The organism is Streptomyces sp. NBC_01341 (assembly GCF_035946055.1).
In the GTDB taxonomy this organism is placed as follows: Bacteria; Actinomycetota; Actinomycetes; order Streptomycetales; family Streptomycetaceae; genus Streptomyces.
This window is the reverse complement of the sequence record NZ_CP108364.1, coordinates 2,005,368-2,018,949: the sequence shown is the minus strand read 5'-3', so window position 1 is coordinate 2,018,949 and position 13,582 is coordinate 2,005,368. Positions and strand designations below refer to the sequence as shown.

The 13,582-nt window shown below is 70.3% G+C and carries 10 protein-coding genes; 8 read left to right on the top strand and 2 right to left on the bottom strand.

All coding sequences use genetic code 11. The annotated features are described in order from the left end of the window. Positions 1-89: 89 nt before the first annotated feature. The 3 genes from mycP (at position 90) to OG206_RS08515 (ending at position 2,252) form a co-directional block, all read left to right on the top strand. Positions 90-1,325 (top strand): type VII secretion-associated serine protease mycosin, encoded by a 1,236-nt coding sequence (mycP, locus tag OG206_RS08525; RefSeq protein ID WP_327113894.1) that lies wholly within the window; start codon positions 90-92, stop codon positions 1,323-1,325. 211 nt (positions 1,326-1,536) lie between these two features. Further along, positions 1,537-1,890, top strand: coding sequence for a hypothetical protein (locus OG206_RS08520; RefSeq protein WP_327113892.1), 354 nt, complete (start codon positions 1,537-1,539; stop codon positions 1,888-1,890). Positions 1,891-1,946: 56 nt separating this feature from the next. Then, positions 1,947-2,252, top strand: a complete 306-nt coding sequence (locus tag OG206_RS08515) for a WXG100 family type VII secretion target (protein ID WP_327113890.1) — start codon at positions 1,947-1,949, stop codon at positions 2,250-2,252. A gap of 99 nt (positions 2,253-2,351) precedes the next feature. Here OG206_RS08515 and OG206_RS08510 read toward each other — a convergent pair whose 3' ends face one another. Then, complete coding sequence (locus OG206_RS08510) at positions 2,352-2,585, bottom strand: DUF397 domain-containing protein (RefSeq protein ID WP_014048676.1); 234 nt, start codon at positions 2,583-2,585, stop codon at positions 2,352-2,354. 258 nt (positions 2,586-2,843) lie between these two features. Beyond that, positions 2,844-6,800 carry a type VII secretion protein EccCa gene (gene eccCa / locus OG206_RS08505; RefSeq protein ID WP_327113885.1) on the bottom strand — a complete coding sequence of 1,319 codons (3,957 nt, stop codon included), beginning with the start codon at positions 6,798-6,800 and terminating at the stop codon, positions 2,844-2,846. A 184-nt stretch (positions 6,801-6,984) separates the two neighbouring features. Here eccCa and eccD point away from each other — a divergent pair, with 184 nt between their 5' ends. The 5 genes from eccD to dapB all read left to right on the top strand — a co-directional run bounded on the left by eccD (position 6,985) and on the right by dapB (position 13,571). Then, on the top strand, positions 6,985-8,466 hold the full coding sequence (eccD, locus tag OG206_RS08500; protein ID WP_327113883.1) for a type VII secretion integral membrane protein EccD: 1,482 nt from the start codon (positions 6,985-6,987) through the stop codon (positions 8,464-8,466). Positions 8,467-8,642: 176 nt separating this feature from the next. After that, positions 8,643-8,933 carry a 30S ribosomal protein S15 gene (gene rpsO, locus OG206_RS08495; protein WP_003965855.1) on the top strand — a complete coding sequence of 97 codons (291 nt, stop codon included), beginning with the start codon at positions 8,643-8,645 and terminating at the stop codon, positions 8,931-8,933. Between the two features lie 272 nt (positions 8,934-9,205). Continuing rightward, positions 9,206-11,419, top strand: coding sequence for a polyribonucleotide nucleotidyltransferase (locus OG206_RS08490; RefSeq protein ID WP_327122214.1), 2,214 nt, complete (start codon positions 9,206-9,208; stop codon positions 11,417-11,419). Next, entirely contained in the window at positions 11,416-12,807 is a 1,392-nt protein-coding gene (locus OG206_RS08485) for a M16 family metallopeptidase (RefSeq protein ID WP_327113880.1), read from the top strand. The genes OG206_RS08490 and OG206_RS08485 overlap by 4 nt, the downstream gene beginning before the upstream one ends. Positions 12,808-12,818: 11 nt before the next feature. Then, positions 12,819-13,571: a 4-hydroxy-tetrahydrodipicolinate reductase gene (dapB, locus tag OG206_RS08480; RefSeq protein ID WP_327113878.1), complete on the top strand. Its 753-nt coding sequence runs from the start codon at positions 12,819-12,821 to the stop codon at positions 13,569-13,571. Positions 13,572-13,582 lie beyond the last annotated feature (11 nt).

Genomic DNA, 13,582 nt, shown 5'->3' with positions numbered 1-13,582 from the left:
CTCGTTCGGATCAAGCCGCGCCCGCCTGATGCAGACGAGAGACCTGGCCGCGAACCGTACGAACGCGGGATCCGGGGGAGAGGAAACAGATGTTGTACCGGAAGACGGCAGTGCTGACGGCGGCCATCGCCGCGCTGGCGGCGCCCCACGCCGCGTACGCCACCGGAGGACCGGCGGACCGCACCGGACCGGCTCTGGACGGCAGCGGCGAATGCACCTTCCCGATGAAGGAGCAGTTCGCGGGCCGCCCCTGGCCGTTGCAGCGCGTCCTGCTCGACGAACTGTGGCAGGACACCAAGGGCAAGGGCGTACGGGTCGCCGTCATCGACACCGGGGTGGACGACGCCAACCCGCAGCTCAAGGGGGCGGTGGACGCCTCGGCGGGTCGCAACCTCCTCAAGGGGGGCAGCAGCGACGGCACCACGGACGAGGTCGGCCACGGCACCAAGGTCGCCGGCATCATCGCCGCCCGCCCCCGCAAGGGGACGGGGTTCGTCGGGCTGGCTCCCGAGGCCACCATCATCCCGATCCGGCAGAACGACGAGAACAACAGCGGCAAGGACACCACGATGGCCACCGCGATCGACCACGCGATCGCCAAGGGCGCCAAGGTCATCAACATCTCCCAGGACACCACCAAGCCCCTCACCGAGGACTCTGCGCTGGGCAGGGCCGTGGCCAGGGCGCTCGCCCGCGACATCGTCGTCGTCGCCTCGGCGGGCAACGACGGCATGGACGGCAGAATGAAGGAGACGTACCCGGCCGCCTTCCCCGGTGTCCTCGCGGTCGCCTCCTCCGACCGCAACAACGAACGCGCCGCGTTCTCCCAGGCGGGCGAGTTCGTGGGGGTGGCCGCGCCGGGCGTCGACATCGTCTCCACGGTCCCCGGGAACGGCCAGTGCACGGACAACGGAACCAGCTTCTCCGCGCCCTACGTGGCCGGGGTCGCCGCCCTCCTCGTCGCCAAGTACCCCGCATGGTCGCCTGCCGAGATCGTCGCCCGCATCGAGCAGACCGCCGAACGCTCCGTCACCGGCCACGACGCCTACGTCGGATGGGGGGTGGTGGACCCGGTACAAGCGCTCGCCGGGGACGAGGACGACGTCCCGTCGGCCTCGGCGCACCCGGATCCCGCGCCGCCCGAGGCCCCCGCACCCCGGGCCGCGCACCTGTCGATGTCCGAGACCTCGCAGGAACGCAGCGAGCGCTACGCCACCTACGTCCTGGCCCTGGCGGCCGTCCTGGTGTGCGTCGTGGCCGGTACGGCCACGGTCGTCCGTGATGTCCGGCGTCGGCGCGGTGTGCGTCGAGAGGGGCGTCCGTGAAGTAGATCTCCAACCGGAAAGCGCAGTTGGGGAGAGATGGCTAAGTGGCTAGGGTGGTAGCAGACTTCACGTGTGTGACGGGGGAACGAGAAGTGGCTGAGTCCGATTCCGGCGTGTGCGAACGCCGCCGGGAGCTTCCGGGACCCCGTGCAGCGACAAGCCCGTCCGCGACCTGCGGACGGGCCCGGGAACTGAGAGATAGGACCTCCGGATGAGCAGCCCCACCGGTTCTGGGTTCGGACTTGCCGACGATCCGATCGTCCAGGCCAAGAACAAGATCATCGAGACCGCGCAGGCGGTGTCCAAGCAGTCCCGCGAGCTGGCCGACATCCTCGCGACCGTCAGTGCCGGGTGGACCGGCGTCGGCGCCGGTGGATTCACATCCGCACAGATCGTGATCAACGAGGACCACGACGACATCCGTCGGCTCCTGAACGTGCTCCTCGACGGTGTGGGCCAGACGAAGAACCTCTCCAACGCGAACGACGACGAGGTCCGCGCGGCCTTCAACGCCGTGAAGGAGCCCGCTTCCTCGTCGAACACCTCCGGACTCAACAACCTCTGAGCCCGGCCGCCGCCGCAGCACCACCTTCTACACGTCGACATCCGAGGAGCAGACAGATGGCCGGAGATCCGAACACCAAGGTCAGGTACGAGAGCGTCCAGGAGATGGCGAACCGCCTCCGCGTCGTCTCGCGCAACATCATCAAGGACCTCGAGGAGATGGACGCCGCCCTCAAGGTCGTCACCGACACCTGGGACGGTGACGCCCACGCCGGGTACGTCGGCCTGCAGAAGCAGTACAAGGGCAAGGCCGACCACATGAAGGACCGGCTGGAGCACGTCGCCAAGATCATCGAGAGCGGCAAGGACAGCTACCGCTCGACGGACGTCAAGGCCTCGCGCCTGTTCACCGAGGCGTACTGACCCGAGCCGGGGCCGGTCACCGGAAGAGGGGCACGCCCGACGGGCCGTGCCCCTCTTCCGTCCGCCCGCCGCCCCGCGCGAGCCCGGCGGGGACCACGCCTACTTCAGGTCGAACTCGCCGTCCCGCGCGCCCAGTACGAAGGCACGCCACTCGGCCTCCGTGTAGCGCAGCACCGTCTCCGGGTCGAGCGAGGACCGCATCGCCACGGCCCCGCCCGGCAGATGCGCGATCTCGACCCGTTCCTCCGCCTCCTCCGTCCCGGGGGCGCTCAGCCACTCGACCCCCGAGATGTCGAGTGCGTACAGCTCGTCCTTCTCCTGCTGGGTGCCCATCAGACGCCTTTCCCTGTTCCGCGACGGAGCGCGCTCCCGCGGGCCGTTCCACGTCCCGGGCCCGCGCACCGATTATCCCCGGACGGCGGATCGCCAGGGCAAGGAGCCGAATTAGATGCGCCCGCGCCCGCCGTCGGCTAAGGCTGTCCCGCAATCCCTGGCGGGCGCGCGACGACAGCTACGGCGCCGCGCGGCGTTCGCACGAAGGACCCCCCGCGCCCGCGCGGGGGGCCTTCCTGCCGTACCGGGCCGTCCTGCTCAGTGCTGCTCGGGCAGCCGGCCCGTCTGCACCAGCGGTGTCCCGCGCCGGCGCGACGCGAAGTACCCGCGTCCGGCCGGCATCGTGTGACCGCGCACCGAACCGATCAGGTCGCCCTCCGACGGGTCGCCCGACAACACCACCCCCTGCGCGCCCAGTTCCTTGATGCGCTGCATGAAGCCCTCGTACATGGCCCGCGAGGCACCCGCGGAGTTCCGCGCGATGATGAACCTGACCCCCGTGTCACGGGCGAACGGCAGGTACTCCGCGAGCGGCGCCAGCGGATTGCCCGCGTTCGTGGCGACCAGGTCGTAGTCGTCGACGATGATGAAGATCTGCGGGCCCGACCACCAACTGCGGTCCCGCAACTGCTGTGGCGTCACGTCGGTCGGCGGCTGACGGCGGGCGAACACCCCGGCGAGTGCCTCCATGTGCATCTGCATGGCACTCGCCATCGGCGCGTACTCCAGCAGATGGGACTCCGGCAGGGCGCCGAGCAGCGCCCGGCGGTAGTCGCCGACCACGATCTTCGCCTCGTCGGGGGAGTAGCGCTCCCCGATCTGCTTGGCGATCAGCCGCAGCAGGTTGGTCTTGCCGGACTCGCTCTCGCCGAAGACCAGGAAGAACGGATCCGTCTCGAAGTCGACGAAGACCGGCTCCAGCGAGGTCTCGTCGATACCGATGGCGATGCCCCGCTCGGGGAACTCGAAGCCCTTGGGCAGCTGGTCGGCCGGGAGCTTGCGCGGCAGCAGCCGTACGGACGGGGCCACCGGGCCCGCCCAGTTCGACGCCACCGCGGTGACGAGGGCCGCCGTGCCCTCGGACAGGTCCTCGCCGCTGCTGACGGAGTCGATGCGCGGCAGCGCGCCCATGAAGTGCAGCTTCTGCGGGACCTGGCCGCGACCGGGCACCCCGGCCGGGACGTTCGCCGCGACCTTGCGGTCGAACTCGGAGTCCATGACGTCGCCGAGCCGCAGTTCGAGCCGCCCCAGGATCTGGTCCTTCAGCGCCGCCCGCACCTCCATGTAGCGGGCCGCGGTGATGACCACGTGGATGCCGTAGCCGAGGCCGCGCGCCGCGATCTCGGTGACGACCTGTTCCAGGCCCTCGTACTCGTTGCGGAAACCGCCCCAGCCGTCGATCACCAGGAACACGTCGCCCCAGGCCTCGCCGGGGAGCTCACCCCGGGCGCGCTTGCGCCGGTAGGTGGCGATCGAGTCGATGGAGTGGGCGCGGAAGAACTCCTCGCGGCGGTTGAGGACACCGCCGACCTCCGCGACCGTCCGGCGCACCCGCTCCGGGTCCAGCCGCGACGCCATCCCCCCGACGTGCGGCAGCCCGGCGAGCGAGACGAGACCACCACCGCCGAAGTCCAGCCCGTAGAACTGGACCTCGTGCGGCGTGTGCGTCAGGGCGAACGAGGAGATCAGGGCCCGCATCATCGTGGACTTGCCCGACTGCGGACCGCCCACCACCAGCATGTGTCCGGCCGCGCCGGAGAAGTCCCGGTACAGCACCTCGCGGCGCTGCTCGAACGGCTTGTCGATCAGGCCGAGGGGCACGGTCAGTCCGCCGGGCCGGGTGTACTCGGTCGCGGTGAACCCGCGCTCCTCCGTCGGCGCCAGCCCCGGCAGCAGCTGGTCCAGCGTCGGCGCCCGGTCCAGCGGCGGCAGCCACACCTGGTGGGCCGGCACGCCCTGCCCCTCCAGCCGGCGCACGATCACGTCGAGCACCGTGTCGGCGAGCGCGTCGTCGTCCGCGGCGGCCCGGGCGGCGAGATGTGCCGGGTCCGGCGCCGCGTACACGACCGGCACCGGAGCGGCACTGAACACCGCCGGCCGGCGTTCGATCGGCAACTGCCCCACGGGCAGAGCGGGACCGCCCGTACGGTAGGTCCCCGACACGTAGGCCGCCTTGAAGCGGGTCATCTCCTCCGTACCGAACTTGAGGTAGCCCGAACCCGGTACCGACGGCAGGTGGTACGCGTCCGGCACACCCAGCGCCGTGCGCGACTCGGCCGCCGAGAAGGTCCGCAGGCCGATCCGGTACGACAGATACGTGTCGAGGCCGCGCAGCTTGCCCTCCTCCAGGCGCTGCGACGCGAGTAGCAGATGCACCCCGAGCGAACGGCCGATGCGGCCGATCTGGATGAACATCTCGATGAAGTCCGGCTTGGCCGTAAGGAGTTCGGAGAACTCGTCGATCACCAGCACCAGGGATGCCAGCGGTTCCAGGGCAGCGCCCGCCGCCCGCGCCTTCTCGTAGTCGTGGATGTTCGCGTAGTTGCCCGCCGATCGCAGCAGCTCCTGCCGGCGCTGCAGCTCACCGCGGATCGCGTCACCCATGCGGTCGACCAGGGTGAGGTCGTCCGCCAGGTTGGTGATGACCGCGGCGACGTGCGGCATCTGCGACATCCCGGCGAACGTCGCACCGCCCTTGAAGTCCGCGAGCACGAAGTTCAGAGTCTCCGACGAATGCGTGACCGCGAGACCGAGCACCAGCGTCCGCAGCAGCTCCGACTTACCGGAACCCGTCGCGCCGACACACAGCCCGTGCGGGCCCATGCCCTCCTGCGCGGCCTCCTTCAGGTCCAGCATCACCGGCCGGCCGTCCTCGCCGACGCCGATCGGCACCCGCAGCCGCTCCGACACCGAGCGCGGCCGCCAGGTGCGGCCCACGTCGACGGAGCCCGCGTCGCCGAGACTCAGCAGATCCGTGAAGTCCAGGTTGGCGAGCAGCGGTTCGTCGTCGTCACCCCCGCCCATGCGCAGCGGTGCGAGCTGCCTGGCCAGCGCCTCGGCGGCCTCCGGCGACATGCTGTCCGGCACCCCCTCGTACGCCAGCCCCGAACCCGACTCCAGGCGCAGCAGCCCCGGACGCACCACCACGGAGAGACCGCCGCGCGGCTCGTCGAGCTCGCCCGGCACCACCTCGACGATGGTCACGCCCTGCAGTCCCTCGGCGGCCGCGAACAGGGAGTCCGGCGGCACCATCCCGCCGTCGAGCACCACCACGATGTGCGGCTGGTCCAGCACCGGGCTGCTCTCCCGGCCGAAGCGCGGACGGCCGTCCAGCCTGCCCGCGAGCAGGCTCTCCAGCTCGCCCAGGTCATCCCCGAACAGCCGCTTCGTGCCCGCCCCGTCGACCTGGCCGGGCACCTGCGTGTGCGGCAGCCACTTCGTCCAGTCCCAGCGCCCCACCGCACCCGGCGCCGCCACCACCGCGACCATCAGGTCCTCGGGGGAGTGCAGCGTCACCAGCTGCGCCACGATGGACCGCGCCGTCGACTGCGCCGACTCCGGGCGTCCCGACACCGTCACGTGGTAGAAGGCGCGCATCGAGACCGCCATCGGCAGCCCGTCCAACGACCCGTGCACCGCCAGGAACCGCTGCATCGCGCCCGCGCACATCGGCTCCAGCTCGTCCACGGGAGCGGTGTCCGGGGCGATCAGCGGGGTCGACAGCTGCTGCGCCCCGAGGCCGACCCGTACCTGGGCGAAGTCCTTGTCCCCGACGCGCCGTTCCCACACCCGGCTGCCCTCCGCCACCACCGACCACAACTGCTCCGGTGCCGGGTGCAGATAGAGCTGCACATCACGCTGGGCGCGAGCGGTACGGCGTACCGTCCGCCGCGTCTGGGCGAGGTACTTCAGGTAGTCACGACGGACATCGCCCATTTGCCCTTGCGTACCGCGACGGTGCCGGACGATCTGGGCGGCGACCATGCCGACCGTCGAGACCAGCATCAGGACACCCATGATCCGCATGAACGGAGGTGCCTGCGGAGAGAAGAAGAAGACGACCGACGAGCCCATGCCGAGCACCGGCAGGACCTGCATCAGCATGCCCTCCTGCTGCCCGCGGGGCAGTTCGGGAGGAGCCTCCAAAGTCAACTCGTCAGCGGGTACTTCCGGCGGCAGAGACCGCGGAGGTCGTTTCACGACGATCTGGCTCACCGGAACATCAATCCCTCAATACGGACGGGCGGAAGGCCGGCCGGTCCGCACCGACGCCCCCGTGGCTGCGACTGCTGCGGACTCGGATCCGCGCGACGGTGATCCTACGTGCAGATCACCTCGACCCCTCCCGGTAGGGTGGCGCGCGCACTGTGCGCAACCGCGAATCAGGGGGACCAGACACGTGAGTACGACCGCAGCGACGGGTTTCTGCCGCGTCACCGTCGTGGCACCCGACAGCCGGATCGACGTCGCGCTTCCCGAGGACATCGCCGTCGCCGACGTCTACCCCGAGATACTGCGTCTCACGGGCCAGACCCAGGCGGCGGGCACACCCACCGGCTATCACCTCGTGCGCCGTGACGGCAGCGTCCTCGACGGTGCCCGCACCCTCGCCGCGCAACAGGTGCTCGACGGTGAACTCCTCAGCCTGCGGCCTTTCGCACAGTCACTGCCGCCCGCCGTCTTCGACGACGTCTCCGACGCCGTCGCCTCCGCCGTCACCCGGGACCGCCACCTGTGGAGCGACGAACTCCTGCGCGGCGCGGGCCTGGTGGGCGGTGTCCTGCTGCTCGTCCTGATGGGCTTCGTGCTCTGGTTCGCCGATCCCGTACGCCACGACATGCACAGCCTGCCGGGCATCATCGCCGGATCCGCCGGCCTGCTGCTGACCGCCTTCGCGGGCGTACGCGCGCGGGTCTACGCGGACCGGGCCACGGCGGTCGCCCTCGGGCTCGGAGCCCTGCCCCTCGTCCTCATCGCGGGCTCCGGCGTCATCGGCGCCGACGCCGGCCAGGGCCCCGGCCGGCTGCAGTTCCTGCTCGGCTGCGTCGCCGTCCTGCTCGCCTCCGTCGTCCTGGTCGCCCTCACCCCCAGCGGCGACGCCCCGTTCGTGGCGGCGACCTTCCTCGCCACCGTCGGCACCCTCGCCACCTTCGTCGCGATCCTCGCCGAGGCCACCGCCACCGAGACCGCCGCCGTCTGCGCCCCCGTGGCGCTCGGCCTGGTCGCCTTCCTGCCCGGCCTCTCCGCACGCTTCGCCCGCCTGCCCATCGGCTACGCCTCGCCGCGGACCGCCCCCGCCGGCTACGACGAACCCTTCGCCGAGCCGGGCGGCGCTCCCGAGACCCAGGGCGGGCCCGTCGACGCCGACCGCATCGCCGCCCAGGCGCGCCGCGGCCACGAGATGCTCCTCGGCCTGGTCGGCGGCTGCTCCGCCGTCGTCGTCGGCTCCGCCGCCGTCCTCGGCTTCTCCGACAGTGTCTGGGGCCAGGTACTCGCCCTTGCCGCGGGACTCGCGATGCTGCTGCGCGCCCGTCTCTTCCGCTACACCTCACAGGTCGCCTGCGTCCTGGTCGCGGGCATCGGCGCCGTGGCACTGCTGGTCCTCGGCCTGTCGCTGAACCCGCCGGCCGGCCTGCTGTACGACCTGGTGCGCTACGGCGACCGGAGCTCCCTGGACATCCGTACGATCTGGCTGTCGGCCGCCGTCGCCGCGGGCGCCGCCCTGCTCACCGCGATCGGCCTGATCATCCCGCGCAAGGGTCTCTCACCGTTCTGGGGCCGTCTCCTCGACCTCACGGAGAGCGCCCTGCTGCTCTCCCTGGTCCCGCTCTGCCTCGCCGTGCTCGACATCTTCGCCCGGGCCAGGGCCATGACCAGCTGACGCCCGTCGGAGGCGCTCCCGGCGACTGGTACTCTGACTGGTGGCCGTTTGTGTACGCGCCTCCGGGTCACCCTGGGGGCTGCGCTCATCGGACCTTCGCCTCCGAGTCACGGAAGCTCCCCTGAGATCAAGACCAGGGGCACTCGTGGGCGCATCGAACATCAAGAGGAGTACGCGTGCCGCTCGACGCCGCTACGAAGAAGCAGATCATGTCCGAGTTCGCCCAGAAGGAGGGTGACACCGGATCCCCCGAGGTCCAGGTCGCCATGCTCTCCCGCCGGATCTCGGACCTGACGGAGCACCTCAAGACGCACAAGCACGACCACCACTCCCGTCGTGGTCTGCTGATCCTGGTCGGCCAGCGTCGCCGCCTCCTGCAGTACCTTGCCAAGAAGGACATCCAGCGCTTCCGTGCGCTCGTCGACCGCCTCGGCATCCGCCGCGGTGCGGCCGGCGGCGCCAAGTAAGGACGCTGTGAGAGGGAGCGGTTCCCCCATTCCTGGGGGCCGCTCCCTTTGCTGTACGTGCGGGACCGGGGTCTGGATCAGTAACCTGGACGCACGACACCATGACGAGGGGAAGCGCCCCACGGCCGCCGCCGGTCCTCGGTAGTGGCCCCCGGGACAACGCCCGGGAGCTTCGATCGAAGACCGGCCCGCACACAGGGGAGCGCTTCTCCGCACCGTCCTCCGCCACACGGGCGGCAGGACGAAAGACGACGAGTATGGAGAAATCACTAGTGGAGAACGAGACCCACTACGCCGAAGCCGTGATCGACAACGGTACCTTCGGCACCCGCACCATCCGCTTCGAGACGGGCCGCCTGGCCAAGCAGGCCGCAGGCTCCGCCGTCGCGTACCTGGACGACGACACCATGGTGCTGTCGGCCACCACCGCTTCCAAGCGGCCCAAGGACCAGCTCGACTTCTTCCCCCTCACGGTGGACGTCGAGGAGCGGCAGTACGCGGCCGGCAAGATCCCCGGCTCCTTCTTCCGCCGTGAGGGCCGGCCCTCCGAGGACGCGATCCTCACGTGCCGCCTGATCGACCGCCCGCTGCGCCCCTCCTTCAAGAAGGGCCTGCGCAACGAGATCCAGATCGTCGAGACGATCATGGCGCTCAACCCCGACCACCTGTACGACGTGGTCGCGATCAACGCCGCCTCCGCTTCCACGATCCTGGCGGGCCTGCCCTTCTCCGGCCCGATCGGCGCCACCCGCGTCGCCCTGATCAAGGGCCAGTGGGTCGCCTTCCCGACGCACACCGAGCTCGAGGACGCCGTCTTCGACATGGTCGTCGCCGGTCGCGTCCTCGAGGACGGCGACGTCGCGATCATGATGGTCGAGGCCGAGGCCACCGAGAAGACCATCCAGCTCGTCAAGGACGGCGCCGAGGCGCCGACCGAAGAGGTCGTCGCCGCCGGTCTGGAAGCCGCGAAGCCCTTCATCAAGGCGCTCTGCAAGGCCCAGTCCGACCTCGCCGCCAAGGCCGCCAAGCCCACCGGCGAGTTCCCGGTCTTCCTCGACTACCAGGACGACGTCCTGGAGGCGCTCACCAAGGCCGTCCGCACCGAGCTCGCCAAGGCGCTCACCATCGCCGGCAAGCAGGAGCGCGAGGCCGAGCTGGACCGCATCAAGGAGATCGCCGGCGAGAAGCTGCTCCCGGCGTTCGAAGGCCGCGAGAAGGAGATCTCGGGTGCCTACCGCGCGCTGACCAAGAAGCTGGTCCGTGAGCGCGTCATCAAGGACAAGGTCCGCATCGACGGCCGTGGCGTCACGGACATCCGTACGCTGGCCGCCGAGGTCGAGGCCATCCCGCGCGTGCACGGCTCCGCGCTGTTCGAGCGTGGCGAGACCCAGATCCTGGGCGTCACCACCCTCAACATGCTCCGCATGGAGCAGCAGCTGGACACCCTCTCCCCGGTGACCCGCAAGCGCTACATGCACAACTACAACTTCCCGCCGTACTCCGTCGGCGAGACCGGCCGCGTGGGCTCGCCGAAGCGCCGTGAGATCGGCCACGGCGCGCTCGCCGAGCGCGCCATCGTGCCGGTGCTGCCGTCGCGCGAGGAGTTCCCCTACGCGATCCGCCAGGTCTCCGAGGCGCTGGGTTCCAACGGCTCGACGTCCATGGGCTCGGTCTGCGCCTCCACCATGTCCCTGCTGAACGCCGGTGTGCCGCTCAAGGCCGCCGTCGCCGGTATCGCCATGGGCCTGATCTCCGAGGAGATCGACGGCAAGACCCACTACGTCGCCCTCACCGACATCCTCGGTGCGGAGGACGCCTTCGGTGACATGGACTTCAAGGTCGCCGGCACCAAGCAGTTCGTGACCGCGCTCCAGCTCGACACCAAGCTCGACGGCATCCCCGCCTCGGTCCTGGCCGCCGCGCTGAAGCAGGCCCGTGACGCGCGTCTGCACATCCTGGACGTCATGAACGAGGCCATCGACGTCCCGGACGAGATGTCCCCGAACGCCCCGCGGATCATCACGGTCAAGATCCCGGTGGACAAGATCGGTGAGGTCATCGGCCCCAAGGGCAAGATGATCAACCAGATCCAGGAGGACACCGGCGCCGACATCACGATCGAGGACGACGGCACCATCTACATCGGTGCCCAGCAGGGCTCGCAGGCCGAGGCCGCCCGCGCCACGATCAACGCGATCGCCAACCCGACCATGCCGGAGGTCGGCGAGCGCTACCTGGGTACGGTCGTCAAGACCACCACCTTCGGTGCGTTCGTCTCCCTGATGCCCGGCAAGGACGGCCTGCTGCACATCTCGCAGATCCGCAAGCTCGCCGGTGGCAAGCGCGTGGAGAACGTCGAGGACGTGCTCGGCGTCGGCGCCAAGGTCCAGGTCGAGATCGCGGAGATCGACTCCCGCGGCAAGCTCTCCCTGATCCCGGTCGTCGAGGGTGAAGAGGACGAGAAGAAGGACGACACCGACAAGTGACGTCCCGTAGTTCCGTGACGACGGCCCGCCCCTCCGAGGAGGGGCGGGCCGTCGCCCGTACCCAAACGCTTCTCAAGGGCAGCAACGGCATCGGCACGGTCCGCCGCACGGTCCTCCCCGGCGGCCTCCGGGTCGTCACCGAGACACTGCCCTCCGTCCGCTCCGCCACCTTCGGGATCTGGGCCAACGTCGGTTCGCGCGACGAGACACCCACCCTGAACGGCGCGACGCACTACCTCGAACACCTCCTCTTCAAGGGCACGGCCAAGCGCAGCGCCCTCGACATCTCGTCCGCGATCGACGCGGTCGGCGGCGAGATGAACGCCTTCACGGCGAAGGAGTACACCTGCTACTACGCGCGGGTCCTGGACACCGACCTGCCGCTCGCCATCGACGTGGTCTGCGACATGCTGACCGGCTCGCTGATCACCCCCGAGGACGTCGACGCCGAGCGCGGCGTCATCCTCGAGGAGATCGCGATGACGGAGGACGACCCGGGCGACTGTGTGCACGACCTGTTCGCGCACACCATGCTCGGTGACACTCCGCTGGGACGCCCGGTCCTCGGCACCGTCGACACGATCAACGCGCTGAACCGCGGCCAGATCGCCCGCTTCTACAAGAAGCACTACGACCCCACGCACCTGGTGGTCGCCGCGGCGGGCAACGTGGACCACGCCACCGTCGTACGGCAGGTCCGGAAGGCCTTCGAGCGGGCAGGCGCCCTCACCCGCACCGACGCCGTCCCCACGGCGCCGCGCGAGGGCTCCCGCACCCTGCGGGCCGCCGGCAAGGTCGAGCTGCTCAACCGCAAGACCGAGCAGGCCCACGTCGTCCTCGGCATGCCCGGCCTGGCCAGGACCGACGAGCGCCGCTGGGCGCTCGGCGTCCTGAACACGGCACTCGGCGGCGGCATGAGCTCGCGCCTCTTCCAGGAGGTGCGCGAGAAGCGCGGCCTGGCCTACAGCGTGTACTCGTACACCTCCGGCTTCGCCGACTGCGGCCTCTTCGGCGTGTACGCGGGCTGCCGGCCCAGCCAGGTCCACGACGTACTCAAGATCTGCCGCGACGAGCTCGACCGCGCGGCGACGGACGGCCTCGGTGACGACGAGATCGCCCGAGCGGTCGGACAGCTCGCGGGTTCCACGGTCCTGGGCCTGGAGGACACCGGCGCGCTCATGAACCGCATCGGCAAGAGCGAGCTCTGCTGGGGCGAACAGATGTCCGTCGATGACATGCTGGCCAAGATCGCGGCGGTCACCCCCGACGAGGTCCGGGCCGTCGCGGCGGACGTCCTCGGACAGCGGCCCTCGCTCTCGGTCATCGGCCCGCTGAAGGACAAGCAGGCCGACCGCCTCCAGGAAGCGGTCTCTCTCACCACCCCGTAAGGAAAGAACACATGAGCAAGCTGCGCGTGGCCGTTCTCGGCGCCAAGGGACGCATCGGGTCCGAGGCGGTGCGAGCCGTCGAGGCCGCTGACGACATGGAGCTGGTGGCCGCCCTCGGCCGCGGTGACACGCTGGAGACCCTCACCGAGACCGGCGCCCAGGCCGTCGTCGAGCTCACCACACCGGCGTCGGTGATGGAGAACCTCGACTTCTGCGTCCGGCACGGCATCCACGCGGTGGTCGGCACCACCGGCTGGACCGACGAACGGCTCGCGCAGCTGAACACCTGGCTCACCGGATCGCCGGAGACCGGTGTGCTCATCGCGCCGAACTTCTCCATCGGCGCCGTGCTCACGATGAAGTTCGCGGAGCAGGCCGCCCGCTACTTCGAGTCCGTCGAGGTGATCGAGCTCCACCACCCGAACAAGGCGGACGCCCCGTCCGGCACCGCGACCCGTACCGCCCAGCTCATCGCCGCGGCCCGCGAGAAGGCCGGCGCGGCGCCCCAGCCGGACGCCACGGCCACGGCGCTGGACGGGGCGCGGGGCGCGGACGTCGACGGCGTACCGGTCCACTCGGTCAGGCTCCGCGGCCTCCTCGCCCACCAGGAGGTCCTGCTGGGCGGCGAGGGCGAGACCCTCACCCTTCGCCACGACTCGCTCCACCACAGCAGCTTCATGCCGGGCATCCTGCTCGGCACCCGCCGTGTGGTGACCACTCCCGGCCTCACCTTCGGCCTGGAACACTTCCTCGACCTGAACTGACTGGGCCCAAC

What these genes read in the sequence shown, in the direction of transcription:
- OG206_RS08515 (WP_327113890.1), top strand. Translation starts at nt 1,947, where the DNA reads ATGGCCGGAGATCCGAACACCAAGGTCAGGTACGAGAGCGTCCAGGAG.
- OG206_RS08520 (WP_327113892.1), top strand. Translation starts at nt 1,537, where the DNA reads ATGAGCAGCCCCACCGGTTCTGGGTTCGGACTTGCCGACGATCCGATC.
- dapB (WP_327113878.1), top strand. Translation starts at nt 12,819, where the DNA reads ATGAGCAAGCTGCGCGTGGCCGTTCTCGGCGCCAAGGGACGCATCGGG.
- mycP (WP_327113894.1), top strand. Translation starts at nt 90, where the DNA reads ATGTTGTACCGGAAGACGGCAGTGCTGACGGCGGCCATCGCCGCGCTG.
- OG206_RS08510 (WP_014048676.1), bottom strand. Translation starts at nt 2,585, where the DNA reads ATGGGCACCCAGCAGGAGAAGGACGAGCTGTACGCACTCGACATCTCG.